This is a genomic window from Roseibium algae (assembly GCF_037783265.1).
GTDB classification, from domain to species: Bacteria; Pseudomonadota; Alphaproteobacteria; order Rhizobiales; family Stappiaceae; genus Roseibium; species Roseibium algae.
Genome location: NZ_JBAKIA010000004.1, coordinates 102,856 through 129,597, shown reverse-complemented (window position 1 = coordinate 129,597; position 26,742 = coordinate 102,856). Strand labels below are relative to the sequence as shown.

The window sequence follows — 26,742 nt, the reverse complement described above, 5'->3', positions numbered from 1 at the left end:
GCGGCACAAAAACGGCACGGCCTTCGCTCAATTTCCCTCCTCCAAGGGACCAGAAAGGGGCCAATGCCACGTTCAAAAAAGGAACATCATCAATGGCTTTGAAGACACTTAGACGCGCAGCGTTGGCGGCCTTATCGCTTGCGGCTATCGCGACAGGGTCGGTCGACGTATGGGCGGGTGGAACACTCCGCGTCGGCATGACAGCATCCGACATTCCTTTGACAACTGGCCAGACCGACCAAGGCGGCGAAGGCATGCGCTTCATGGGCTATACGGTCTATGATTCCCTGATCGAATGGGACCTGACCAGCGCCGACAAGCCATCGGTTCTCATCCCGGGTTTGGCGACCGAATGGAGTGTCGATCCCGAAGACAACACCAAATGGACGTTCAAGATCCGCGAAGGTGTAACATTCCATGACGGCAGCCCCTTCACAGCTCAAGACGTCGTGTGGAATTTAGACAAGCTGCTCGTCCCGGACAGCGAACAATATGACCCCCGCCAGTCAGCGCAGGGCAAGTCCCGCATTCCTGCTGTTGCCTCTTACAAGGCCCTCGACGACTACACGCTGGAAATCACCACCAAAACGCCAGACGCCACTCTTCCCTACCAGCTTGCCTGGATCCTGATGTCTTCCAAAGCCAACTGGGAAGCCCATGGCAAGAGCTGGGAAGAAGTTGCCAAGGAGCCATCTGGTACAGGTCCATGGAAACTGGAAAGCTTCGTTCCACGTGAACGGGCAGAGCTGGTCCCGAACGCAGCCTATTGGGATGACAGCCGCGTACCGCAGCTGGACAAAATGGTCCTGATGCCGTTGCCTGAGCCAAATGCCAGAACTGCAGCCCTTCTGTCCGGTCAGGTTGACTGGATCGAAGCCCCAGCTCCAGACACCATCCCTGCCTTGACCGGCAACGGCATGGAAATCGTCTCAAACGCCTATCCACACAACTGGACCTGGCATCTGTCGCGCCTGGAAGGTTCGCCTTGGAACGACATCCGCGTTCGTAAAGCTGCAAACCTTGCGATTGACCGGGAAGGCCTTGGCGCCTTGCTTGGCGGTCTGATGGTTCCGGCGAAAGGTTTCTTGCCTCCGTCCAGCCAGTGGTTCGGCAAGCCGACTTTCGACGTGAAGTATGATCCTGAAGCTGCAAAAGCCTTGTTGGCCGAAGCTGGCTACAGCGTTGACAAGCCGCTCAAGGTTAAAGCCCTGATCTCACCATCCGGTTCCGGCCAGATGCTGCCACTGCCGATGAACGAATACATCCAGCAGAGCCTAGCGGAAGTTGGCATCGAAGTGGAATTCATGGTTGTTGAATGGAACCAGATGATCAATCTGTGGCGTGCAGGCGCTGCCGATCCGAGCGTCGAAGACTCCCAGTCGATCAACTTCACCTACTTCATTCAGGATCCATTCACCGGTCTGATCCGTCACCTTTCTTGTGATCTGATCGCGCCGAACGGCACAAACTGGGGCCACTATTGCGATCCGGAAATGCAGGCTTTGTTCGAACAGATCAAGACCACTTTTGATCCCGAAGAACAGGATGCAATCCTGCGCAAGACCCACGAGAAGTACGTCAATGACGCTCTGTTCCTGATGGTTACCCATGACGTTGCACCGCGCGCCATGAACCCTAAGGTCAAAGGCTTTGTTCAGGCTCAGAACTGGTACCAGAATTTTTCTGGTATCACGATGGACTAACCAGACCCAAAAGAGGCCGCAGATTTCCTGCGGCCTCTTGCTTTCTCTCACTCTATTTCGCCAGCAGGCCCCTAAGTCATGACCTTGTTTATGAAGTCATGACTTAGGGGCCATGTCGCCAGCACTCGGTGTTTCCTGAACACCCGAACCATGATCTGAGACATGTTCACATATCTCGTCCGACGTCTGATCTATGTGCTTCCAGTCGCCGTAGGTGTCAGCATTATCTGCTTTCTGCTCGTGCATATCGCGCCGGGCGATCCGTTGACTGCAATCATGCCAGTCGATGCGACCCAGGAAGAACAAGCTGCCATGCGCTCCGCCTACGGGCTCGACAAGCCCCTGCCCATCCAATACACGATTTGGATCGGCAAGGCTCTCACCGGGGATTTGGGGAAATCCATTGCAACTGGCCGCCCTGTTGCGGGTGAAGTCTTCAGCGCGGTGAAAAACTCATTGATGCTGGCCTTCACCGCCAGTCTGATCGCCTTCCCCATCGGTTTGTTCCTTGGGTTTATCGCAGGTTATTTTCGCGACACGATCATCGACCGTGCAGTCACGGCTTTTGCGATCACCGGCGTCTCCGTGCCGAACTATTGGCTCGGCATCGTGCTTGTGATCATTTTCTCCGTCCAACTCGGCTGGTTGCCCTCCATGGGGGCCGGTCCTGGGGGGTCTGGAGAATGGGTCTGGGATTATGCGCATATACGCCATCTCATTCTGCCTTCAATTACGCTTGCTGTGGTCCCTATTGGCATCGTCGCACGCACTGTCAGAGCGCTGGTTGGTGACATATTTTCAATGGACTTCGTGCAAGCGCTCTATGCAAAGGGCATGCGGCATAGCGATGTTCTGCGTCATGTGATCCGGAATGCAGCCCCCACAGCACTGTCCGTCATGGGCCTTCAACTCGGCTACCTTCTTGGCGGCTCGATCTTGATCGAGACAGTCTTCAACTGGCCCGGCTCCGGCTTTCTGCTGTCCAACGCCATTTTCCAGCGGGATCTGCCTTTGCTGCAAGGAACCATTCTGGTGCTGGCGTTGTTCTTCGTCACCATGAACCTCATCGTCGATGTGGCACAGGCCGCCATCGATCCACGTATCAAGAGGTCCTGACAATGAGTGTTGCCACAGACACCTCAGACCTGCCGGAACCAGTCACCAAGACACCGGGCTACTGGTCTGGCGTCTTCAAACGCTTCAGCAAAGACCCTGTCGCAGTCACCTGTGCAGTTTTGATCCTGGCGCTTATCCTTGCAGCTATGTTCGCGCCTTACCTGGGACTGAGCGACCCTTACAAAGCAAGCATGATCAAACGCTTGAAGCCCATTGGCTACCCGGGGTTTCCGCTTGGAACCGACGAGCAAGGCCGCGACATGTTCGCAAGGCTGATTTACGGCGGGCGGCTGACGCTTTTCGTCGGGTTAATGCCTGTCGTCTTTGCCTTCTTCATTGGCTCGACGCTGGGGCTGATCGCCGGTTATGTCGGTGGTTGGGTCAACACGATCATCATGCGGACAGTCGATATTTTCTTTGCCTTTCCGTCCGTCCTTCTGGCAATCGCAATTTCCAGCGCTCTTGGCGCGGGGATTCTCAACAGCCTGGTCTCACTGACCATCGTCTTCATCCCCCCCATTGCCAGGGTCGCAGAAAGCGCAACGTCGAGTGTCCGCTCGCTTGACTACATTGACGCTGCGCGCGCGTCCGGCGGCAGCGCCCTGACAATCATCCGCGTACATGTCATCGGCAATGTGCTCGGTCCGATTTTCGTTTATTCGACCAGCCTGACCAGCGTCTGCATGATCCTGGCTGCTGGCCTGTCCTTTCTCGGCATTGGCGTTCGCCCGCCGGAACCAGAATGGGGCCTGATGCTCAACACGCTCCGCACCGCGATCTATGTGAACCCCTGGATCGCGGCCCTGCCCGGCCTGATGATCTTCGTCACATCCCTTTGTCTCAACCTTCTCAGCGACGGTCTTCGGAGTGCCATGAATGTCAAAGACTGAAGCCAGCCGAGGCTCCGGCACAGATGATCGCGGTGGCCCGCAACAGCCACTTGTCATCGCCAAAAACCTGAAGAAGCACTTCCCCATACGCTCCGGCTTGCTCAACCGGCAAACGGCGACGGTTCACGCGGTGGACGGTATCTCTTTCGAAGTCAAAAAAGGCGAAACCCTCGGGATCGTCGGCGAAAGCGGGTGCGGAAAATCCACCACAGCCCGGCTGCTGATTGGTCTCATCGAGCTGGATGATGGCAACATCATCTATGACGGCGATGCTGTAGGCTCTGACATTTCAATGAAGGATCTTCGCCGCGGCGTGCAGATGGTGTTTCAGGACAGCTACGCCTCTCTCAACCCGCGCCTGACCATTGTTGATTCCATCGCCTTTGGCCCGAAAATTCACAATATGAAAGATCCCACCGGGATTGCACGCGATCTCATGACCCGGGTTGGCCTGGATCCGGAACGCTTCGCCAACCGGTATCCTCACGAGCTCTCGGGTGGTCAGCGCCAGCGCGTGAACATCGCACGAGCACTCGCAATGTCACCCCGCCTTGTCATTCTGGATGAAGCCGTGTCCGCGTTGGACAAGTCTGTCGAGGCGCAGGTTCTCAATTTGCTGAATGATCTGCGCAAGGAATTTGGTCTGACGTATGTCTTCATATCGCATGACCTGAATGTCGTGCGTTACATCTCCGACCGGGTGCTGGTGATGTATCTTGGAGAAGTGGTCGAAGTTGGACCGGCAGAAGCCATCTACGAAAATCAAGCTCACCCCTACACAGCGTCCCTGTTTGCCGCCATGCCCTCAATGGACCCGGATAATCGCACGCAAGAACCGCCGCTTGCAGGGGATCCACCCAACCCGATCAACCCACCCAGCGGCTGCCGTTTTCACACAAGGTGCAAGTTTGCCGAGACTGTTTGTGGCACCGCCAAACCTCGTTTGAGCGTGATCGGAGGCGACCAGGATCATTTGGCCGCCTGCCATATTCAGGATCCAGCCTCAGGGCATAGCCTGGCTGCAAGAGAGGCCGCAGAATGACCCAGACACCTCTCGTTGAATTCAAGGACCTTACGGTTCGCTTCAAGGGCGAGCGGACTGTGCATGCCATCAATGGTCTGAACCTCAGTTTGCAACCCGGTGAAATGCTGGGTCTGCTGGGTGAATCCGGATCAGGCAAAAGCGTTACCCTGAAAACCCTTCTGAAGCTCCTGCCGCCGAAGCGCAGCGACATTGAAGGCAGCATCAAGGTCAACGGAACGGACGTGATGTCCCTGTCTGGCAAAGCCCTTTCGCAGTTTCGCGGCAGCGATGTCTCCATGGTGTTTCAGGAGCCCGCTCTGGCACTTGATCCTGTCTATACTGTCGGCGACCAGATTGCCGAGACCGTGATGCGCCACAAGGGCATCAGCAAGACAGCAGCTATGGACGTGGCACTCGACATGTTGACCCGCGTTCGCATCCCCTCGCCTGAACGCCGGTTGAAGACATACCCGCATGAAATGTCCGGCGGCATGCGACAACGGGCCATGATCGCTCTTGCTCTGGCCTGTCGGCCCAAATTGCTTTTGGCAGATGAACCGACGACAGCCCTTGATGCGACAGTCCAGATCCAGATCCTGCTGCTGCTTCGTGAACTGCAGAAAGAATTCGGCATGGGCGTGATATTCGTCACCCACGACATTGGCGTTGCCGTTGAGGTCTCTGACCGCATTGCCGTGATGTATGCAGGAAATGTCGTCGAGACAGGAACCACCAGGGACGTCATCAAGAACCCGCGCCACCCCTATACAAAGGGGCTTCTTGCAGCCAACCTTCATGGCGCAATCAAGGGCGAGCGATTAGATGCCATCCCCGGCGCGCCCCCTGCTCTGGAAGAAGCCCCCACGTCATGCTCCTTCGCGCCACGCTGCACGTTTGCGGCGGACAAATGCCGCGAAGGCTTGCCACCAATGGTCGATGTGATGGGCGGTCACAAAGTGGCCTGCGTTATGGAGACAGCTGGAAGCAAATAGCCTGCCACGAGCTGTCAGGAGTTCCCCGACTTGCCGGAACCTCTCGAAAGTGGCAACACTCCCGCAGCCCAGAAAACAATCACAAACTCTGATATTGCCACACAATTAAGCAGTGAACATCAAAACCAAGAATCCCCATCCGGCGCTTTATTGGGCATTTCCTCGCTTTTAGTTCCATTGGCATGGCAGTTGCTTAGCACATGCAACATGGGCACTCCCCAAAGGGAAAACTGATAATTCGACGTTTATAAAGGACCTTTTCATGAGCGGAAACGCTGCGCGGCTTAATGCCATTTCCTCCATCACTACGGCCCCTGCATATGAGTCAGGGATTGATTTTATTGCCAATCCGACCAGCAGCGTTTGGGGCGAGAACGTCTTTAGCCTGAATGAAATGGCGCAGCGCCTGCCAAAGGCGACCTTCAAGTCCTTGAAGAAAACCATCACATCCGGTGATGCCCTTGATATTTCGACTGCAGATGCGGTCGCCGAGGCCATGAAGGCTTGGGCATTGGCCAAGGGCGCGACACACTACGCGCACGTCTTTTACCCGCTCACCGGCCTGACCGCCGAAAAGCATGATTCATTCTTTGATCCAGACGGCGACGGCGGAACGATCGCGACCTTCTCCGGCACAGCGCTGATCCAGGGCGAGCCTGATGGTTCATCCTTCCCGAACGGCGGCATTCGCCAGACATTTGAGGCACGCGGCTACACCATCTGGGATGTCACCAGCCCGGCTTATATCATCGAGAACCCGAACGGCACGACGCTGTGTATTCCAACAGCCTTTGTCTCCTGGACCGGCGAAGCGCTGGACAAGAAGACGCCGGTTCTGCGCTCCATGCAGGCCTTGAACGACCAGACCCAGCGGGTTTTGAAGTTCTTCGGTACGGACGGCCCATTTGTCTCGGCCACCGCCGGCGCAGAACAGGAATACTTCCTAATCGACAATCACTTCTATTATAATCGCCCCGACCTTCTGGCGTGCGGACGGACCCTGTTCGGCTCCCCACCTCCAAAGGGTCAGGAATTCGATGACCATTACTTCGGTGCGATTCCCGAGCGCGTACAATCATTCATGTTCGAAGTAGAGCGCGAGTGCTTCAAGCTGGGTATCCCAACCAAGACACGGCACAACGAGGTGGCACCTGGCCAGTTCGAAATCGCGCCGGTTTATGAATACGCCAATGTCGCAACAGACCATCAGCAGATGCTTATGACGACACTGAAGAAGGTCGCCGCAAAATACGGCATGGCCTGTCTGATGCACGAAAAGCCATTTGCTGGCGTCAACGGCTCGGGCAAGCACGTTAACTTCTCCATGGGTTCTTCTGCGGCGGGCAACCTGTTTGATCCGGGCGATACGCCTGCGGAAAACGCGCAGTTCCTGGTGTTCTGCACAGCAATGATCAGCGCCGTTTACAAGCACGCCAAATTGCTGCGCTCGGTTGTGGCATCAGCGTCCAATGATCACCGCCTGGGAGCCAATGAAGCACCACCGGCAATCCTGTCGATCTTCCTGGGTGATGAGCTCAACGAGATCATGGAAGCCATCGTCAACGGCGACACTGTTACCTCGAAAAAGAGCACCTTGAGCCTCGGCGTCGACGTTATTCCAACGATCCCGAAACACTCAGGCGACCGGAACCGCACCAGCCCTATGGCCTTCACCGGCAACCGCTTCGAGTTCCGTGCTGTTGGCTCAAACCAGTCCATCGCCGGACCAATGGTGGCCATGAACACCATCATGGCCGAAGCACTGGATGAAGCTGCGTCCCATCTTGAAGCCTCAGACACCAGCACGCCGGAAAAACTCGGCGGCGCGGTTGAGGGCTACATCAAGAAGGTCTGGGGCGAATGCTCCAGCGTTGTTTTCAACGGCGATGGCTATTCGGACGATTGGCACGAGGAAGCAGCACGCCGTGGCCTGCCAAACCTGAAGACGACAGCCGATGCGGTGGGCGTTCTTCTGGAGCCGAAATACACCGAGCTCTTCGGCAAATATGGTGTGCTTTCAGAACGAGAACTGCATTCCCGCTATGAGGTCTACGCGGAGCAATACATCGCTTCGGTCAATGTGGAATCCAATCTCGTTGTTGAAATGGCCAAGACAATCGTCTTCCCGGCTGCTGTGCGTTACCAGGGCGAGCTGGCCTCCAGCCTTGCAAGCCTGAAGGCAATCGGCATTGAGGCAGATCACACAACGATCTCCGAAATCACGGATCTGATCAAAAAGCTGCAGGGCGGGATCGCCACACTTGAAGCCCTGAAGTCAGCAGAACACGATCAGGGTGAGGTGGCTGCGCATTGCCTGTTTATCAAAGACAAGATCTTGCCGCAGATGCTGGACATTCGTGGTGTCGTAGACGCTTTGGAAGGGCTTATTGCTGACGACCTGTGGCCCCTGCCGACCTTTCAGGAAATGCTTTACATCAAGTAGAGCAAGCTGACATTTGGATGTCGGGGATATTCCCCGGCATCCCTTCCCCGCTTTTCTCAGCCTCTTCACTTCGCCAAATTTTGCCTATGATCTATAGTCAAACGGCATGAATGGCTTCGGCTAATTCGTGTAGATGTCTTCCATCTGCCATGCAGAGTGGTATAATCATCACATCAGGCTGCGAGCATTGTTGATTTGCTCTTCATATTTTGCCCTTTGTAATGCGCATCCTATGGCAAATGCAGTTTTCGCATGCCGGGTAACATTCGCAAACTCATTCACTCGCCTCATCATCAGCAGAGTATATCCCCATCATGAGCCATTCAGAGCCCATCATTCGGCGCAAGCTCTCTGACGAAGTGCTCGAACGGTTGAAACGCCTGATCAGCAGCGGAGAGCTGAGCCCCGGCGATGAAATGCCCTCAGAGCGGGAATTGATGGCGCGTTTTCAAGTCGGACGCCCGGCGATCCGCGAAGCGATGCAAGCTCTGGCCAACATGGGGCTTGTTGCCATCTCCCATGGCGAGCGCGCCAAGGTCCTCCAGCTGTCGGCCAAGTCGATCTTCAAGCAAGTCGATGTGACCGCTAAAATCATGCTGGCCTCTTCCAAGGATTCTCTCGAAGACCTAAAAAGCGCCCGTATTTTCTTCGAGCGTGGTATGGTGCGTGAAGCAGCCCAGAAGGCAACGGACAAGGATTTAGAGCAGCTTCGGGCGATGTTGACGGAGCAGCGCGATGCACTTGGCGATGCGAAGGCCTTCATCAATGCAGATATGCGCCTGCACACACAGATCGCTGTGATTTCCCGCAATCCGATCTATGTGGCTGTCAGTGAGGCGATGCTTGGCTGGCTCGAAGAATACCACACCGACATGCTGATCTGGTCCGGCAAGGAGAACACCACTTTGTCCGAACATGAAGAGATCATCGAGTGCATCGCCCGCCACGACGCCGATGGCGCGGAACAAGTGATGATCAAGCACCTTGAGCGCTCGAAGACACTCTACGTTCAAAAAGCAGACGGCTGACTGGCCCTGTTTACGGGGCCAATCCGAACCGACAGCATCCCCCCCCAAACACCGGGTGAACGTAAAAACCGGCCCGGCAACAAGATGCCGACGGACCGGTCATTTTTAAACCAGTGAAAACTCAGGTGATGCGTTTGATGCTGGCGGTGATTTCGTCAGTTTCGAACACGCGTTTCCAGTCATCGCGCATCAGCACCGGCTTGCCGAATTCGATAGCCTTGTTGCAGGCATCTGAGAACACGCCTTCGGTCTGGCCAAAGATCACGGCGCCCAGAACATTCATGTGGCCGAGCAGGAAATCAGTCGCTGCTTGCTCATCCACACCACGCGCAACAACTTCATCGATGGCTTCCTTCATCACGGACAGAAGAGATGCACAAACCGTCTCGGATAGACCCGGCTCAAGAAGTGCCATTTGTTCGACCGTCACCCGGTGCGAACGCATGACCGGAGCCCAGATGACCTGGGCGATTTCCTCGCCCTTGGCGTAGTCAGACTCTGGCCCCTGCATCAGCGCACTGACGATATGCTGCTTGGCTTTGACGCCGCCGAAATAATCCTGCTTCGCGTCCATTTCCGTTTCATCATTGAAGATCGGCGGATGACAAGGATGCGTGATGAAATAAGTGAGATCTGGCCGGTCGGACAAATGCCCTGCAAAGGGAGCAGCGGCGTCAAGCGCCACGACCATCGTGCCCGCCTTGATCTTGCTTTCGATACTCTCCATGACCTTGCCAATGTGCGTGTCAGGCACTGCAAGGATAACCACTTCAGCCCCGTCCAGCGCGACATCTGCGGACACAGCCTCGACACCCAAGCCGGTTTTAAGGCGCTCACAGCCAGCTTCACTGACCTCGACGTGACTGATGGAAAATCGCGAGCCGAGGAAGTTGGTCGCGAGGCGATATCCCATTTTGCCGCCTGCTCCAAACAACGCGATCTTTGTCATTTCATTTTACTCCATGCTTGTTGTGTTTCTGGCCAACCGAAGAGGCTAGCGATTTTCCAATGCGGCTCCAGATGGCATTGTGCCCGCAGCAGAGGCTGCATCCGTTTCTGAAGGCCCTTGTGTTCCGTTGTCCGCTCCGCTGGGCGTGCGCCGCATCACGGCTTCCCGCCCGGCCAAAGCAAGGACCAGAATGATAACAACACCCTGAACCATATCTTGTGCCCCTGGCGGTAGACCCATGATTTGCATCGTGGTCACGATCAGGATCAGCAGAATGCTGGCAAACAATGTGCCCAGCGCTGTCGCTGAACCGCCAAAGATCAACGTCCCGCCCAGCACCACAGCAGCAATGGATTGCAGCAAATAGGGCTGGCCCATTTCCAGAAACGCACCGCCGATATATGCACCGAGCAGCACCCCGGTGATCGATGCCAGCACCGACGAGATGATGAAGGCAATGGCAATCACCTTGCCGGTTTTGATCCCAGCCAATCGCGCGGCGGACCTGTTCTGCCCGACAGCAGACAACGCCCGACCATAGGCCGAAAAACGCAGGATATAGATGGAAATCAGAACAGCGCCCAGGGCGATGAGAGCCATGATCGGCAGGCCGCCAAGCTTGGCACTCGCCAGGTACTTCAGGGTCGGGCTGACCGCAAAAGTGCTCATCTCACGATTGGCGAGCAACGTCGCGGTGGCCAGCACATAGCCGATGGCCAATGTGGCGATGATGGCGGGGACCCGCAGGCCGACCACCAGCAAAGCGTTCACTGCACCAATGGCAAGGCCGAGCAATATCGCAACCGGGATACCTATGATCAAATTGGCGTCCTGCCCCTCAATTGTCAGCAAGGCGACATAGGCATTGAGCGTGATGACCGAGCTGATCGACAGATCAATATTGCCGCGACCGGTTGTGACAACGAACATTTGCCCGATGCCAATAATCGTCAGAAACGATGCGGATAATACAATGCCGGACAGGCTCGACAGGCTGAATCGGTTGGTAATGATCGACAAGGTCAACCACAGCAGGACAACGCCAAGAGCTGCCCAGATCCAGCGGTTTTTCTGTGCCCAAAAGCCGAAATCGGAGAAAGATCTCATGGTTCGTTCCTCCGGTCAGCAACTGCACTTCGCAGCACAAGAAGTGCGATCAACACCAGCCCTTGGGTTGCGGCATTGTAATCACTGCTGACATTCAACATGCCCAGCAAGGCTCCGATCAAGGACAGGGTGACAGCGCCCGCTGCCACACCGATTGGTGAAATGATGCCGCCGATCAATGCACATCCGCCCATCACGACAGCTGCCACACTGAGCAGGGTGAACGAGTTGCCGGAGTTGATGTCACTGGCCGTGTTGATCGCCGTGAGGGAACACCCGGCGGTTGCGGCATACAGCGCTGCAATGAAATACCGGATGACGCCATAACGCACTGAAGACCAGCCAGATCGTGTCATGGCCGCCGCATTGTTGCCAAAGCCCCGCAGCACAACGCCTAGAGGCATTCGGTCAATCAGGATGGTGATAGCTGTTACAATCATGATCAGGATGATCGAAGTCGGCAGCCCGAACAAAGACCAGTTCACCATTGCGCTCAGCCATTGCGGGCTGGCTCCACCGGGTGTTGGCTGGAGCGAGTAGCCTATTCCGATCCAGATAAAGGATGCTCCCAGAGTGACCACGATGGCTGGAATTTTGCGTGCCTGAATAAGACCACCGAGACAGGAATAGCCCGCAATCGCGGCCACAATGGCCAGTCCTCCAAGCCAGGGCTGATCATATAGCAATGTGGCACTGAGCACGCTGACAAGTCCGGCAAAGGCTCCCACCCCCAAATCGATCTCGCTGCCCCCCACCACAAACATCTGTGCCATGGCAATCAAAACCAACGACACGGCAGGCAGTAACAGCAAGTCGAGGCCGAAGGTCGAGGCGACAATTGGGTTGACAGAAATCATGGTTATGAGCACAGCGGCCAAGCCAATAAACGGCGCAGCGTCCACAAGGTAACGTGCGAATTTTGCAAATGTGCTGCCTTTGTCCTCAGCCACATCTTTCTCGCCCGACTGGTGGGCAAATGAGGCTGCGACAATGGCTTCCTCGGTAATCTCGGATCCGGTTAGCTCTTCAACGATTTTACCGTCGGCAAACACCAGAACCCGGTCTGTTGCCAGCAACTCGGCATCTTCGGTGGTCTGCCAGATCAGGGTCCGCCCAGCTTGTGCGATATCATCGCATAGGCGATAGAAGTCCTGCTTGGTGGCGATATCAACACCGCGAGTGGGATCATCAAGAAGAATAATTGGGGTGTCTGCGACCAGCGCGCGCGCCACCAGTGCCTTTTGCTGGTTGCCACCGCTCAGTTCCAGAATATTTGAATCGAAGCGAGCCTCATCAAGTTGCAAATGGCCTGCGGGCTCTAATGCCGCCTGCCGTTCAGCCTTATCGGAAACAGCGGTCAGCCCAGACCGTTGAGCGATCCTGCCAATGGACATATTGGCAAGCACGCTCCACATCGGGAACACGCCTTCTTTCTGGCGATCACCGGCAATGAAGCTGACAGGCTCGTTGCGCACGACATCAGATGATTTACCGTTCCGTTGGAAGATGGCGTGCAGGAGTTCCTTCTGGCCACTGCCTTCAAGGCCTGCCAGCCCCACTATTTCACCACGTCCAATTTCAATCTCACGCCCAATAAAAGACGTCACGTCGCCAGTCAGACGCACAATGGCATCCTTTGCTTCGGTCGCAGCCACCTTGTCATGATGCTTGATTGAGCCGACGTCGCCGCCCATCAACTGCACGAGCTTTTCAATCGACGCTTCTACTGCGTCCCCTTGCCAAGCCATTTTGCCATTGCGCAAGACAAGAACCATGCTCGCAATGTCGATGACTTCCTGCAGCTTGTGACTGATAAAAATAAAGGCCGTGCCGGTCTTCGATGTATCCCGAATATAACTGCGTAATTGTTGGGAGCGCTCCTGATCCAAAGACGAAGTCGGCTCATCCAGAACAACGAGCTTGACGTTTGGCGTGGTCGCAGCGCGGGCAATCTCAACCATTTGCCGCTCGCCAATGGTCAAATGACCAACTTTGGCGTCAACATCGATACCGCTGCCGGGAAAGACTGCATCCAAAGCAGCGCGCGCCCGCATTCGATGGCTGGATCGCCATCCAGGAGCAGGACGCGTTTCCCCAGAGGCTTCGATGAAGAAGTTCTCCGCAACCGACAGGTTCGTGCACAAGGAAAGTTCCTGATGCACCATACGGATGCCGCGGTTCTGGGCTTCCAAAGCTCCGTAGTCGCTGAATTTGACAGTTTCTCCGCCAAAGGAAATTTCCCCGAGCGTGGGGCTCAAAACCCCGCATAGAATTTTCATCAGCGTGGATTTGCCAGCACCATTGCCACCGACAAGGCCAATCACGTCCCCTGGCATTGCCAGAAGATCAATATTCGCATTTGCGAGTGTCGGGCCGAAGCCTTTGACAATCTTGTCAAGTTTTACGACAGCCATATGGGCGTCACCCGCCGTTGTCGGATGAACCATCGGGGCAGTTTGGGATTGCAGCATTACGAGCTCCGGAAGACAAATGCGCCGGACGCAAAGCTCTGGCTCCGCGTCCGATCAATCGTGTCGTACGTGACCTTGCCGCCCTTATTTGGACAGCAGGTTTTCCTTGACCCACTCTGGAGAATAGGACGGGCTGATGATCTGCCCGCCGGGCAGGTCCGCGTATTCCTGAAGATTTTCAGGATCAACCGTCGCAACCGGCATGATCATCTTCTTCGGTGCTTTGCCGCCATTGACCAGCTCCAGGCCGAGCCAGAATGCTGCGCCGCCAATACCCGGAGTCGTGTTCACCGATATCGTCTGATAGCCATTCTTGGCGTTTTCCTCAGCCCACCATTTGACGAAATCGGTGCCACCACCGCCTTCGATGATTGGCATTTTTCCTTCATACTCGCCGCCATACTGAACGAAGGCCTGGGCAATGCCGACATCATCGCTGCCGCCCTGTCCAAGCACTGCATCGACATGTGGCAAGCTCGGAAGAACATTGGCAATGGCTGCCTGAGCAACAGAAGCTGTTGCCTGACCGAAGACAGTCGCAACGACCTTGATGTCAGGATATTTCGCCAGCACAGACTGCTGTGCATTGAACATTGAATTATCCGGAGCGGAGCCTTTGACACCACGCACTTGAATGACATTGCCCTTGCCGCCGAGCATCTTGAAGACAGCTTCAGCCTGCACTGCCTTGTAGCCCTCGAAGTCGAAGTTCAGCTGGTAGTTACATGGTGCAGAGGCGACCGAGTCAAAAGACACAACGATAATGCCCGCAGCGCAGGCCTTTTCGATAATGCCGTTTACAGCTGTCTCAGAGGCTGCATCGACAGCAATCATGTCGACACCCTTGAGGATCAACTCAGCGATCTGGCTGTTTTGCTGGGCAACTGAACCATCGCCATTCATGACGAAATAGTTGGAAATCAGGCCATCGGACTTGGCTTGCTTGGCCGCATCTTCAAAGGCTTCGACCATTTGATGACGCCATGTATTGCCATAATAGGCGTTCGAAAGCGCGATCACCGGCTTGTCAGATGCAGCTGCGACAGGACCAGCTGCAACAACAGATGCAGCAACCCCGAAGAGTGTTGCAGTAATGAATTTATTCAATGTCTTTCCTCCCAGTTTTGAGCAACAGACCCCCCCCTCATGGACGTCAGCTCAGCAACACGTTATACCAGTTAACATGTAATGCAAGTGGTTACCTCGAACCGGAAATTGCGAGAGAGGATGCGAGCACAAGAAAACGCAATGTTCCACTGCCGCCAAAACATTGGCTTTGAGATCTTGAGCGAAACACAATGAATGGCCTTCCCATCCCATGGCATGCGGGTTGATCAGCATGGGCGATTGCTGAACATCTGATATTTACTGGTCAATCGGCAATCATGCGTTTGTTTGCCGGGCCAAATCGCTTATGCAGACTATGTTTTCACCAATGGCAGCACGTGTACCTCATGACCAAACCCCTTTCCCCACTTCAACGTCAGATCTTTAACACCGGAACCGCCGACCCCAGCTCTCCTGCCCGGGTACTTGTCGCAGGTGATATCTCCGCTGTGATCGATGCTGGAGCGCTGCGGCGACTGGCCTTTGGTCCGGTTGAGCTGCTGCGCCAGATAGATTTTCCTATCCGGGACGAGAACTGGGCGACATTGCCGGTCAAGGTCACACGCGAGAAGATCGACGAACGGTCCTATGGCTTTCGCTATGAGCGCCATTTTGACGTTGGTGAAGGGGCCTTGTCCTGCAAAGTCACTTATGAGGTCGGCTCAGATGGTGTGGTCACCGCCATTGGAGAAGCGACGGCCACACGCGACTTCGTCACCAACCGGGCAGGTTTCACCCTCCTGCACCCGATTGCCGGTGTTGCAGGAAAAACGGTTCAAGTGACCAATTCGGCAGGCGAGAGCACGTCGGCACAAATGCCTGATACAATTTCGCCCGGACAACCGGTCAAGGATATTTCAGGCCTGATGTTTGCGATCGAAGGACTGTCTTTGGATATCGCGTTTTCTGGAGATGTGTTTGAGATGGAAGACCAGCGCAACTGGTCTGATGCGTCCTTCAAGACCTATTCCCGCCCGCTGTCCGAGCCATTTCCCTATGATATCAAAGCCCGTACGACGATCCGCCAGGAAATCAAACTTCGCATCACCGGTCATCCAGCAAGCACCGAAGTCGTAGACCGGCGTGCTGCCAAAATTGGCGCAGCGCTCGGCGAAAGGATCCCTGAGATTGTTCTGGCGACAGAACCGGACTGGATACCAAGTGCAAGAGAACTCGAAACCCTCAGAACCAGCAGCCTCAAGACGTTGCTGCTGCGCACCTCACCACCGCGCGCAGCCGCTGACCTTGCCAGTGCCAGTTCTGCTCTTGAAGCCTTATCCGGCTCACTGGATTTGGAGGTCGTGCTGAAAGACACAGTGGCAGCCGAACCACAGATGAAACAGGTTGCCTCTGCCTGCCGCGCTGCCGGTCTCCTGCCCAAACACGTGACAGCTCTGCCCAAAGCCTATCTGCAGAGTTATCAGCCAAGCGGGCAATGGCCCGAGGGATTGTCTCCGCAAGAGGCCTATGCGGCAGCGCGGCTCGCCTTTCCCGATGCACGTATCGGCAGCGGTATGTTGACCAATTTCACAGAGTTCAACCGCTGTCCGCCTGAAGGCCTGCGTTCTGATTTCATCACCCATGGCAACTCGGCCATCGTCCATGCGGCCGATGACTGGAGCGTTTCACAAACGCTTGAAACATTGCCGGATATCTTCGGCAGCGCCCGCAAAATAGGCGGCGACCGGCGCTATCGGCTGGGCCTGACGTCCATTGGCATGCGGTCGAACCCCTATGGCACTGCGGTGACGCCCAACAAGAACCAAACCCGCCTGACCATGGCGACCTGGGACCCGCGCGCACGCTCCATTTTCGGGGCCGCCTGGGCCGTCGCAGCCCTGGCTGCTACGGAAGGTTTCAACGTTGAGGCAATGGCCCTTGCAGCTCCGACCGGTCCGTTTGGCATTGTCGCTGGCCCCGTTCCCTTTTCGCGGCCCTGGTTTGACCGTCACCCCAAAGCCAAAGTCTATCCAATGTTCCATGCCCTGCGCTTTCTGGCGGGCGGCGGCCAGCGGCTAACGGTTCCCGGCCTGCCATCCGTGCTTCAAGCAGCGGCCTTTGTCTCGGACAGCGGTCCACGATTGGTTGTTGCCAATTTGAGCGGGCAACCGCAAGAGCTTAATCTTGCGGGAAAAGGCGTATACAGAATTCTCGATGCGGATCATTTCGAAGCTGCGGCTATAGATCCCGATTGGCTCAACACGCCGCCAACAGTCCTCACAGCCCAGCCGATCCCTCTTGCCTCACCAGCGATCCTGTTCGTCGAGTTAGACTGAAATGGTCTTGGCCTTCAGGTGATCCTGCCCCTGTTTTTCTTCGGTGAAAAACAGGGGCCTAACAGCGATCTTACGGCATGGTCCTCTTCCGAGCTAAACCCAATCAAAAATTAGAAACGTGCTCAGACCTGGCCACGCCAGCCTCGTATCAAAGCCCTGCAGCCAAAACAATAATAAACTTATTGTATTTTTAACCATAAAACCGCATTATAACGTTACGTCATTAAAGCGCGAAAACTCTAAAATTACGACCAATGGTATATGTTGAATTTAATATTTCATTTCGATTACAGATCGTGTTTCAGGCGAGCCCTGCCATCAAGAACCATTGCCTTACGGCAAGCTGTGCTAATTCCAGCCTTGGCGGTTTCATTGGCAGGCTGCGCAAAATCTCCCAAGGTCGAATTGCTCTCGAATGCGAACACCGTTTCGACCAATCAGGCCTTCGCGACACCTCCCCCTGGTGGTCCTGCGGTTCTTGGCATCATCGAAACTTCATTCACCAATGGAACTCAGCAGGACATCACGCTGGCCACTGAAGGCAATACGCCCGGGCAAAATCTCGTGCGGGTACAGATCATTGGTGTTGCGTCGAATTCCATCACCAATGGATCCAGCTTGTCTGAGAGGATCCCAACTCAAGACGACATTTCCAGAGAAATTGTAGAATTTCTTCCCGGAATGACGATCACGCGCTCCCCTTATTTCCTGCAAAACAAATATGGCCCGTTCTCTTATGCAGCCGGCAGGTCGGCACAGGGAGACACTTGCCTCTACGCTTGGCAACGCATGGGCCACCAGGCTCCAAAGCAGTCGGTTTTCTCGCCCAGGGGCGTCGTTCAAATTCGATTGAGGCTCTGTGATCCAGTTAAAAGTGAACAAGATCTACTTTCTACAATGTACGGCATTAACATCAACGTAGCGGTCTCAAAGGCGACTTGGAATCCCTACGGATCGCCCTTGCCGCCGCCTGTTGGCTTGGGTCGAACAGGCTCTCCGATTAATCCACTTGCTGATAATTTCCCTGGCGTGGTTCCAAAGCGAACAGGCGCACCAAGGGCGCAGGCAAGGCGGGCTCCGGCAAGAACTCAGAAACCGGCAGCCACTGTCAAAACGCTTGAAGTGCCACACCCCAAAGTAGCTCTAAAAGCACCGTCGGCACCAACACCGGACGTGATCGTCCCCCCGCCGCCAACAAACATTACGGGCGCAAGTTCCATGACCACATCTGATGCACGTCTAGGGGAAGTCCCTAGGCCCGAATTAAATTAGAACTATTCGATTTAGCTGGGAGAGAACTAAACCGATAGAGCTTTGGCATATTAAAATGATGAAATTATTCTATATATTGGTTTGGGTAGCAGCATCTATCTGCTTTCTATTTATCACAACGCTTCCAATCAGCTCTCAAGCTCAGCTTTCCATCGACGTTATTGTTCTCGTCTCGATGATTGTTCTGAAATTTATCGGGCCGAAGGGCAGTTTTCGCCTTGTTGTCCTGACATTTGGATCTGCCATAGTGCTGCGTTACATTTATTGGCGCACAACCAGCACTCTGCCGCCAATCACAGAGCTGCAAAACTTCATTCCAGGCTTCCTGCTCTACATTGCCGAGCTCTACAGCGTCATGATGCTTGGGTTGAGCATGTTCATCGTCGCCATGCCATTGGCCCCGCGCCCACCACGGCGTTTGAAAGACGATGAAGACATCCCGTCGGTTGATGTGTTCATTCCCACGTACAACGAAGATGCAGAACTCCTCGCAAGCACGATTTCAGCTGCCAAGGGGATGAAATATCCGTCCGACAAGATCGTTATCTGGGTGCTGGATGACGGCGGCACATTGGAAAAACGATCTTCAAGCAACCTTCAGGCCGCACATGCAGCCGAGACCAGACAAGAGACCTTGCAACTCCTGTGTGAAGAACTGGGAGTGCGCTATCTGTCGCGTGATAAGAATGAGCATGCCAAAGCTGGGAACCTGAACAATGCCCTGGCCCATTCGACTGCAGACTTGATAGTTGTGTTCGATGCTGACCACGCTCCAGCGCGTAACTTTCTGATGGAAACCGTCGGATATTTCGCGGACGATCCCAAGCTCTTCCTTGTCCAGACGCCCCATTTTTTCCTGAACCCGGATCCGCTTGAACGGAATCTTCGGACCTTTGATAAAATGCCGTCGGAAAACGAAATGTTCTACGGCATCATTCAACGAGGGCTGGACAAATGGAACGCGTCTTTCTTCTGCGGCTCTGCAGCGCTTTTAAGGCGTAAAGCCCTGGAAGAAACGGACGGTTTCAGCGGCGTCAGCATCACCGAGGATTGCGAAACAGCCATCAACCTTCACGCCCGAGGCTGGAACAGCCTCTACGTCGACAGACCACTCATCGCGGGTCTGCAGCCTGCCACATTCGCAAGCTTCATCGGTCAGAGAAGCCGTTGGGCCCAAGGTATGATGCAGATATTGCGTTATCACTTCCCGCTTTTCAAACGTGGCCTGAGCTTTCCGCAAATGCTCTGCTACCTGTCTTCAACGCTCTTTTGGCTATTTCCCTTTGCGCGCCTGAGCTTCCTTGTCTCTCCATTGCTCTACCTGTTCTTTGATCTGAAGATTTTTTATGCATCAGGACGAGACTTCTTTGTCTATACATCCGTTTACATGGCCGTAAATATGATCATGCAGAACTATCTTTACGGGCGTTTTCGATGGCCTCTGATCTCTGAGCTCTATGAGTATATTCAGACCGTTCACCTGCTACCGGCGGTTATCTCGGTCATTCTCAACCCCAAAAGGCCAACGTTTAAGGTGACGGCAAAGGATGAATCCGTCTCACAGAGCCGACTTTCAGAGCTTAGCCTGCCCTTTTTCATCATATTTGGCATTTTGCTGCTTGGTGTTGTCGTGACCTTGATAAGGCTCTCAACCGACCCTTATCAATCAGACATTACGATCGTTGTCGGCATATGGAACTTCTTCAATCTCATTCTGGCCGGTTGTGCGCTTGGCGTTGTGTCTGAGCGTGGTGAGAGACAATCGACACGGCGCGTGAAAGTAAGCAGGCGCTGCGATGTACAGGTTGGAGATGAGTGGCTTCAGGCAACCATAGATGATGTTTCAGTCCGTGGAGCCCGGATTGAGGTGCTTGGAAGAACAGCCAGGACCGTTTCGGAAGGCGAAGAGGTCAAAATTCGCATTTCGCCCTACGCAGAGCTACCCGAGAACGTCTTACCCGTTGAAATCAGATATGCTCAAAACAGCCCGGAAGGTGCAATATTCGGCTGCCAGTACGCGACAAAAAATGTTCAGCAGCAACGGATTATTGCAGACCTTATCTTTGCAAACTCTGAGCAGTGGACAGAGTTTCAAATGCATCGTCGCACTAATCCGGGTGTTCTTGGGGGCACTTTCTCGTTCCTCCGGATCTCATTCTATCAAACGGCGCGCGGAATTTCATATTTCCTGTCACGTTTGAGGAAACAAAATACCCCTTCAGAACCCTCGACCTCATCGGAGAAAAGCGCGTGACCCGCCCCTCCCGCAGCCTTTTTTCAAGTACGGTTTTCTGGGCTTTCGTCTTGGCACAATCGGTTGCGGTCGCCCAAGTGGCTCCTTTTAACATGGAGCCTGAAACCCGCGTCGACGATAGCCCAGTGCTCGACCTGCCCCCGCAGACGAGTATTCCTTATTTGAAAGCCCCCGACGACGGTGCAAGCCTGTTGCCGGACCAACCTTCCGATGCCGCCGAGGCGCTCGTCAATTCAAGACCCGCTACTCCCTCTACCGGGTATCAGCGCTTTATTCTGCCGACTTCCAAACTGCAGATGAACGGCGAAATGTCAGCGCACTCCTGGTCTGTTGTTTTGAGCCCCACTCAGGCAGCCTCTTCCGCATCACTCCAGATTACATATAAAAACGCCATCCTCGTTGCCCCCGAAGCATCGGTTCTACATGTTTCGGTCAACGGTACAGCATTGATTACAGAACGTATTTCTTCCCCGAACAGACCCAAACGAGTTGTCGTTCCAATTCCTGACGGCTTGCTGAAGGCTGGCGGTAATGTTTTCAAGATCTCTGCAGAGCAACGGCATCGGACTGACTGTACTATTGAATCCACCTACGATCTGTGGACCGACCTAGATCCGGCACAATCGTTTTTGAAGTTTGAAGATGCTGACGCTGCCCGCTTACGCAGCATTTCAGACATCGCAACCATTGGCAACAATAGTGAAGGTCGCACCCCGATCTACATAATTGCACCCGAGTTCGATGAAAAATCTCCTCGTGAGCTTTTGCTGAAGTTGGCTCAAAATATTGCCGTGATCGCAAACATGCCCCGGCAGTTTATTTCAATCATGGCGGAACCCTCCAAGGAAGACACTGCTGCACTGACTGTTTATTTCGGAACATCAGATCAGTTGTCAAAATTTCCTGAGCTCAGCCAATATACCAACAACACCTCGGGCATCTCTTTTATAAATACACTTGGAAACGATAGATCTTCGCTGATCATTTCAGGAGCCACATGGGCTGATGTCGAAAATGAGATCGACGGTGTTGCCAGTATTGCGAAACAGATCGCTTCGAGAACCCCAGGCAATCTACTTCAAACCCATAATGCTTATGAACCTCTGCCGCCGCTGATCAGCAATGCTGAAGACTTCCCGTTTTCAGAACTTGGATTTGAAACCCGCGAATTTTCTGGCCGCCGCTTTCGGACCGAAATTGCATTCGGACTTCCGTCAGACTTCTACGCCGGAGCATATGGGCAATTTATCATCCAGCTGGACGCGGCATACGCACCAAGTGCGCTCCCGGGAAGCAGCATCGATATCTACGTCAATGGACAAGTGGCAGCCAACGTTCCGATCACAGCACGCGGCGGCTCAATCATGAGCAAATTCCCGGTGAAAGTCGATCTGCGCCACGCAAGACCGGGAATGAATACGGTCACCATCGAGGGGAACTTTAAAACCCGCGCTGATGAGGTTTGCGCTCCCGGCCAAACCGCGATGAAGGAGCAGCGCTTCGTCCTGTTTGACACCAGCGAGATTGTCTTTTCAAAGTTCGCTCGCATCGGGCGCATACCCGACCTTGCATCCTTCGCAAGCTTTGGTTTCCCCTACAATCTTGCATCGGCAAACACCACGCTCGCGCTCGGCGATACGCAAGCTGGCACCTTGTCTGCTGCGGCGACACTGGTTGCACGTCTGGCTGTAGCGGCAGGCGAGCCCATTTCAATGCAGACCGTTGGCCCGAATTTCGAGACGCTCAATCACAACACGCTTTTTGTCGGAAGCATTGCCAAAATACCAAATCAGGTTCTGACTAGCGTTGGCCTTCACAGCGTTCTGCGGTCCCCCTGGGCAGAATCCACAGCAGAACAAGACACGGTGGAATTCAACGAAGTTCTTGATAACAAGCAGACACTCGATACCTGGCGGGAGAAAATATCAGAAAAAGGCTGGCGTGGTTACATGTCTGCTTTCGTGAGAAATCTTCAGAGCAACTTTGATCTCTCCGAGCAAAACATGGCCCTGTTATCGAGCCGGGACAAGCCCTACACCGCTCCCGTTGGAACAAACCTGCTGCTTGCACAGAGCGCTGGTTTGAGCGGGAATGGAGCATGGACAGTCGTCACCGCTCCGAACGGACAAGACCTTTCCCGTAATGTTGATATCCTCATGGACGGCTGGGGTGAACTTACCGGAAACATAAGTGCCTTGAGATCAACGACTGGCGAACTGCGCTCGGAACGCACCGGGGACGTCACTTTCGTGGCAACTCAGCCATTCTCAATTGGCAATATGCGCCTGATTACCACCAACTGGGTTTCAGTGAATATTATTGCTTTCGGGGCAGCCTTCTTGATCGTGGTGGTTCTGCTCGGGCTTGCCACCTCAGGTTTGTTACGGGTTTTCGGGAGGCAGTCATGATCCGGATTACGCTTCGAGAAATCACTTGGCGAATTGCAGCAGCTGGCTTGCTCTCGCTTGTTGCGCTCCCTGGACTAGCGGCAACACAGGTGCCCCAACCCGGCAGTATCACCCAAGCCGAATGGCACACCTATGTCTCTCATTTCGTCACTGAAGGCGGACGTGTCGTCGACGATGCAAACGGCAACATCAGCCATAGCGAGAGCCAGGGATATGGTTTGCTGCTTGCTTATCTTTCGAAGGATCAAGCGACCTTCGACCAGATTTGGTCCTTCACCGAAACTAATATGTGGTTGCGAGATGACGGGTTGGTTGCCTGGAAGTGGGATCCTGCAACGCGACCGCATATTCAGGACATCAACAATGCGTCAGACGGGGATGTGCTAATTGCCTACAGCTTGGCGCTCGCCGCCAAGAAATGGAACCGTTCAGATCTGGGAGATGCGGCACTTCGCATCGCGACCGCAATCGCGACAAAGCTGGTTTTCAAAACAGATGAGCAATGGATCATAACGCCTGCTGTTACCGGCTTTGATTCAAAGGACGCCGAGGATGGGCCAGTCATCAACTTGTCCTACTGGATATTCGAAGCCTTTCCAGTTCTCGCTGAAATGACAAAGCAGGGTGATTTGAACAAGCTCACCCATAGCGGCGTTGACCTGATCCAGGAGGCCCGGTTCGGCCCGGACATGTTGCCCAGCGACTGGATAAGCCTGCACGACGGAATGAAACCGGCTTCCGGTTTCCCGACTGAGTTCAGTTACAACTCATTTCGTATCCCGCTCTATCTCATGAGGTCCGGGCATGAGTCTACGGAACTCTTGAAACCATTTTTGAATGCGATGGGCAGCTCCAAAGACGGAGTTCAAGTGATCAATGTAAACACTGGCGCACGGTCAAAACCGTTGAATGATCTCGGTTACGCTGCCATAGGCGCTGCTCTTGAATGCGTGTTGGAGGGCAAGCCTTTGCCCGAAGAGATCACGACTTTCAAACCGACGAGCTACTATCCGTCGACACTTCACCTTCTCGTCTTGTCATTTATCACTGAACAGCATCCGGTCTGCAGATGAAAAGCTTTCTCCTTCCTGTGTTAATGCTGGGCGTGGGTTTCTCCGCACATGCGGTCATGTCAGCCGATCAGCAAAGTCCTGATAATGAAGCGTCCGAAAAGACGCCATCAGAAGTCAATAGAATTGTTCTGCCAAATGTCACGTCAGCCAGCAAATCAAGCAATGGCAGCAGCACGGAGACGACCAAGCTGTCACCGGCTGATTTGGCAGGGCTTCAGTTTTTTGCGCAATCTGGTGACACGGCGCGCCTGAACAAGGAAATCAAGAGGCTTCAGGCGCTCTATCCCAATTGGACGCCGCCGAAAGACCCGGCGTCTTTGCGTGTCGAAACCGATCCCGAACAGGAACGGATGTGGGCATTATTCAAGGAAGAGAAATTTCCGGAACTGCGCAAATTGATCAAGGAGCGGAAACAATCCGAACCTGGTTGGACCGCACCCAAGGATCTTCTGGAAAAACTGGCAACAGCAGAAGCCAGAGAGCGTATCGCAAATGCCTTCCAGCTTGAGCAATACGCAACAGTCATACGGATCGCTGCAAACAACCCTGCCCTGTTAACTTGCGCGAATGTTGACACTATGTGGCAGTTGGCTGAGGCCTTCGCAAAACAAAAGTTAAACGCCCGGGCCAAGGATGCCTATTTATACGTTTTGAAGAACTGCGACGTTCCTTCAGAGCGTTTGTCGACTATTCGCAAGGCAATTACACTGTTGCCGGATGCTGATATTGATCAGCTCATTGCCGAAGAAAAATTAAAGACCAACCAGGACGGAGATTTTAAAGAGGGCCGTGATGATCTGGCTCGCTTGAATATTTTCAGAAGCCTGAACAACGGCAAGCCTGCCGCTCAAGCCGATCTGAAAACCGTTGTGCTGATCGCAAACAAGGACAAAACGGCCAAGGATGCCCTGCTGCTTGGTTGGTATTTCCTTGAACAAAAGAACTTTCTGAATGCAGAAAGCTGGTTTCAAACCGCGTCAAAGCGAGAACAGTCTGAAGAGGCCTCGGAAGGGCTTGGGCTTTCATTGGTAGGCCTGGGTAAAGCCTCTGAGGCGGAAGTGCAGCTGCGGCCATGGTGGAAGGCATCCGCAAGGAGCCTGGAGAATTACCTTGCTGCGGCCTCCGCCATCCTGGCAAAGCAGCCCCGCGAGAAAATCGACGCAGATGTTTTCAAGACAATTGCCGAGGCTGTAACCAAAGCCAAAGACGCACCCGCTGCCCAACAAATCGCTTGGTATGCCTATGAACTTGGGCAGATCGAGACCGCCTCGCAATGGTTCCAAGTCGCCTTGATGTGGGATCCTAAAGACGAGGAGGCAGCATATGGTCTGGCCTTGTCATATGAAAAACTTGACGACCACGACAAACTCGAAGCCTTGGTGGCAGATTGGTCCAAACGTTCGCTCCGAATTGCTGCGCTATACAGCCCCGCGAAGCGGCCGGCCAGTCGAACGGCACGGGCAGGCACAAACAACCGTTCAGGCCGAGCCAGTTCCGGCGCGGTGTCCTCAGGCTGTAGCAGTTTTGTTCCCCCTGCCACCCTGGCTCCGGCGTCCGCGCTATCACGCGGTTGGTGTTTGCTGAACAAGAACCGCGCTCTTGAAGCAGCCGACGTCTTTTCTGTGGCACTGTCTGGAGGCAATGCCAAGGTTCGCAGTGACGCCGCCTATGGGCAAAGTTTAGCTTATCTGAGATTGGGCCTGGTCAACAAGGCCGCGGTTTCGGCAACCCAGGCCAGACTGTCACCAGAACGGACCCGCGAGTTGAACCTTGATTTGCTGGCCAAACGTGCAAGCAACGCATTCGAAGCGGGTCGATACACGGAAACCTTGATTGCCCTTGATGAACGTCGCCTGCTTGCACCTGAACAACTCGATCTGATGTTGTTGCGTGGATACGCCTTTACACAAATGGGCCGGTATGACGATGCCCTACAGATCTTTGAAGCGCTTGCCGCTTCTGGCTATAGCGATGGAAAAAAAGGCATTTACAACGTAGTTCAATTGCAGAAAATACCCAACATGAACGATGATGATTAAGTCCTGACCTTTGCGCCAGTTACACAATTCTCATTGAAATATACGCAGCTGCCGAAAACTGTCTCTATCGATCTTTTGCAATCAATTCATTGGCCCTATGGGGCCAATTGTTCTTTTGCAACGGCGAGATACTCAAATTGGCATCAGAACAACGCCCGACCTAGCTTGGTCTCATTTGAGTGGCCGAAGTTGAGAATTAGGGCTCAGCCTCATAAAATTGCATACATAGGTCAATCTGGGCCACGTTGGATCCCTGACGCGAAAAGGATGAAAACCCGAATGGTTTTCATATTTTTGCAAAGCTGTGGACGGCCTGTACCAGACTGATCCGAAGGACGATGAACCTGCTGCGGGTGTCAAAGCACTTGCCCTATGCAAGGCATGGTTCTTCAAGCTCTTCTCCAACCCATTCTGTGCAGTTTCAACGCCAGTGGATCCCAATTGTATGTGTCCGAACCCTGATGCGCTCTAAACCAAACAGCTCTCAATGAGAGAGCCGCTTTACCCAAGCACGCCCTTTAGTACATGTTTATTTTGCTAAAAATTATTGCCTCGAAAATTAATTTTATTTGACATAATGATATAATGAC

17 protein-coding genes are annotated in these 26,742 nt (G+C 54.1%); 13 read left to right on the top strand and 4 right to left on the bottom strand.

Annotated elements, in window-relative coordinates:
- The first annotated feature begins 92 nt into the window (after positions 1 to 92).
- The 7 genes from V6575_RS06935 to V6575_RS06905 all read left to right on the top strand — a co-directional run bounded on the left by V6575_RS06935 (position 93) and on the right by V6575_RS06905 (position 9,196).
- Positions 93 to 1,703: an ABC transporter substrate-binding protein gene (locus V6575_RS06935; RefSeq protein WP_422785536.1), complete on the top strand. Its 1,611-nt coding sequence runs from the start codon at positions 93 to 95 to the stop codon at positions 1,701 to 1,703.
- A 162-nt stretch (positions 1,704 to 1,865) separates the two neighbouring features.
- Positions 1,866 to 2,819, top strand: a complete 954-nt coding sequence (locus tag V6575_RS06930) for an ABC transporter permease (protein WP_340273476.1) — start codon at positions 1,866 to 1,868, stop codon at positions 2,817 to 2,819.
- Between the two features lie 2 nt (positions 2,820 to 2,821).
- Complete coding sequence (locus V6575_RS06925; RefSeq protein WP_340273475.1) at positions 2,822 to 3,709, top strand: ABC transporter permease; 888 nt, start codon at positions 2,822 to 2,824, stop codon at positions 3,707 to 3,709.
- On the top strand, positions 3,696 to 4,751 hold the full coding sequence (locus V6575_RS06920) for an ABC transporter ATP-binding protein (protein WP_340273474.1): 1,056 nt from the start codon (positions 3,696 to 3,698) through the stop codon (positions 4,749 to 4,751). The genes V6575_RS06925 and V6575_RS06920 overlap by 14 nt, the downstream gene beginning before the upstream one ends.
- Positions 4,748 to 5,725: an ABC transporter ATP-binding protein gene (locus V6575_RS06915; RefSeq protein WP_340273473.1), complete on the top strand. Its 978-nt coding sequence runs from the start codon at positions 4,748 to 4,750 to the stop codon at positions 5,723 to 5,725. Before V6575_RS06920 ends, V6575_RS06915 begins: the two co-directional genes overlap by 4 nt.
- Positions 5,726 to 5,987: 262 nt before the next feature.
- A complete protein-coding gene (locus tag V6575_RS06910; RefSeq protein WP_340273472.1) occupies positions 5,988 to 8,168 on the top strand; it encodes a glutamine synthetase III family protein in 2,181 nt (726 codons plus the stop codon).
- Positions 8,169 to 8,482: 314 nt separating this feature from the next.
- Positions 8,483 to 9,196, top strand: a complete 714-nt coding sequence (locus V6575_RS06905; RefSeq protein ID WP_340273471.1) for a transcriptional regulator NanR — start codon at positions 8,483 to 8,485, stop codon at positions 9,194 to 9,196.
- 121 nt (positions 9,197 to 9,317) lie between these two features.
- Here V6575_RS06905 and V6575_RS06900 read toward each other — a convergent pair whose 3' ends face one another.
- The 4 genes from V6575_RS06900 to V6575_RS06885 all read right to left on the bottom strand — a co-directional run bounded on the left by V6575_RS06900 (position 9,318) and on the right by V6575_RS06885 (position 14,830).
- A complete protein-coding gene (locus V6575_RS06900) occupies positions 9,318 to 10,145 on the bottom strand; it encodes a phosphogluconate dehydrogenase C-terminal domain-containing protein (RefSeq protein ID WP_340273470.1) in 828 nt (275 codons plus the stop codon).
- A 45-nt stretch (positions 10,146 to 10,190) separates the two neighbouring features.
- Positions 10,191 to 11,252, bottom strand: coding sequence for an ABC transporter permease (locus V6575_RS06895; protein ID WP_340273469.1), 1,062 nt, complete (start codon positions 11,250 to 11,252; stop codon positions 10,191 to 10,193).
- On the bottom strand, positions 11,249 to 13,723 hold the full coding sequence (locus tag V6575_RS06890) for an ATP-binding cassette domain-containing protein (protein WP_422785535.1): 2,475 nt from the start codon (positions 13,721 to 13,723) through the stop codon (positions 11,249 to 11,251). The genes V6575_RS06895 and V6575_RS06890 overlap by 4 nt, the downstream gene beginning before the upstream one ends.
- Positions 13,724 to 13,807: 84 nt before the next feature.
- Positions 13,808 to 14,830, bottom strand: coding sequence for an ABC transporter substrate-binding protein (locus tag V6575_RS06885; RefSeq protein ID WP_422785534.1), 1,023 nt, complete (start codon positions 14,828 to 14,830; stop codon positions 13,808 to 13,810).
- Positions 14,831 to 15,177: 347 nt separating this feature from the next.
- Here V6575_RS06885 and V6575_RS06880 point away from each other — a divergent pair, with 347 nt between their 5' ends.
- From V6575_RS06880 to V6575_RS06855, 6 genes are all read left to right on the top strand, one after another.
- On the top strand, positions 15,178 to 17,106 hold the full coding sequence (locus V6575_RS06880) for a D-apionate lactonase family protein (protein WP_340273468.1): 1,929 nt from the start codon (positions 15,178 to 15,180) through the stop codon (positions 17,104 to 17,106).
- Between the two features lie 372 nt (positions 17,107 to 17,478).
- Positions 17,479 to 18,378: a cellulose biosynthesis protein BcsN gene (bcsN, locus tag V6575_RS06875; RefSeq protein WP_340273467.1), complete on the top strand. Its 900-nt coding sequence runs from the start codon at positions 17,479 to 17,481 to the stop codon at positions 18,376 to 18,378.
- 55 nt (positions 18,379 to 18,433) lie between these two features.
- Entirely contained in the window at positions 18,434 to 20,632 is a 2,199-nt protein-coding gene (gene bcsA / locus V6575_RS06870; RefSeq protein WP_340273466.1) for a UDP-forming cellulose synthase catalytic subunit, read from the top strand.
- Positions 20,629 to 23,040 (top strand): cellulose biosynthesis cyclic di-GMP-binding regulatory protein BcsB, encoded by a 2,412-nt coding sequence (locus V6575_RS06865; protein ID WP_340273465.1) that lies wholly within the window; start codon positions 20,629 to 20,631, stop codon positions 23,038 to 23,040. The genes bcsA and V6575_RS06865 overlap by 4 nt, the downstream gene beginning before the upstream one ends.
- On the top strand, positions 23,037 to 24,113 hold the full coding sequence (locus V6575_RS06860) for a family 8 glycosyl hydrolase (RefSeq protein WP_340273464.1): 1,077 nt from the start codon (positions 23,037 to 23,039) through the stop codon (positions 24,111 to 24,113). The genes V6575_RS06865 and V6575_RS06860 overlap by 4 nt, the downstream gene beginning before the upstream one ends.
- A complete protein-coding gene (locus V6575_RS06855; protein WP_340273463.1) occupies positions 24,110 to 26,152 on the top strand; it encodes a tetratricopeptide repeat protein in 2,043 nt (680 codons plus the stop codon). Before V6575_RS06860 ends, V6575_RS06855 begins: the two co-directional genes overlap by 4 nt.
- Positions 26,153 to 26,742 lie beyond the last annotated feature (590 nt).

Excerpts from the sequence above, each read along its gene's own strand:
- V6575_RS06925 (WP_340273475.1), top strand. The coding sequence starts at position 2,822 with ATGAGTGTTGCCACAGACACCTCAGACCTGCCGGAACCAGTCACCAAG.
- V6575_RS06890 (WP_422785535.1), bottom strand. The coding sequence starts at position 13,723 with ATGCTGCAATCCCAAACTGCCCCGATGGTTCATCCGACAACGGCGGGT.
- V6575_RS06860 (WP_340273464.1), top strand. The coding sequence starts at position 23,037 with ATGATCCGGATTACGCTTCGAGAAATCACTTGGCGAATTGCAGCAGCT.
- V6575_RS06905 (WP_340273471.1), top strand. The coding sequence starts at position 8,483 with ATGAGCCATTCAGAGCCCATCATTCGGCGCAAGCTCTCTGACGAAGTG.
- V6575_RS06900 (WP_340273470.1), bottom strand. The coding sequence starts at position 10,145 with ATGACAAAGATCGCGTTGTTTGGAGCAGGCGGCAAAATGGGATATCGC.
- V6575_RS06880 (WP_340273468.1), top strand. The coding sequence starts at position 15,178 with ATGACCAAACCCCTTTCCCCACTTCAACGTCAGATCTTTAACACCGGA.
- V6575_RS06920 (WP_340273474.1), top strand. The coding sequence starts at position 3,696 with ATGTCAAAGACTGAAGCCAGCCGAGGCTCCGGCACAGATGATCGCGGT.
- V6575_RS06935 (WP_422785536.1), top strand. The coding sequence starts at position 93 with ATGGCTTTGAAGACACTTAGACGCGCAGCGTTGGCGGCCTTATCGCTT.
- bcsA (WP_340273466.1), top strand. The coding sequence starts at position 18,434 with ATGATGAAATTATTCTATATATTGGTTTGGGTAGCAGCATCTATCTGC.
- V6575_RS06915 (WP_340273473.1), top strand. The coding sequence starts at position 4,748 with ATGACCCAGACACCTCTCGTTGAATTCAAGGACCTTACGGTTCGCTTC.
- V6575_RS06930 (WP_340273476.1), top strand. The coding sequence starts at position 1,866 with ATGTTCACATATCTCGTCCGACGTCTGATCTATGTGCTTCCAGTCGCC.
- V6575_RS06855 (WP_340273463.1), top strand. The coding sequence starts at position 24,110 with ATGAAAAGCTTTCTCCTTCCTGTGTTAATGCTGGGCGTGGGTTTCTCC.
- V6575_RS06910 (WP_340273472.1), top strand. The coding sequence starts at position 5,988 with ATGAGCGGAAACGCTGCGCGGCTTAATGCCATTTCCTCCATCACTACG.
- V6575_RS06895 (WP_340273469.1), bottom strand. The coding sequence starts at position 11,252 with ATGAGATCTTTCTCCGATTTCGGCTTTTGGGCACAGAAAAACCGCTGG.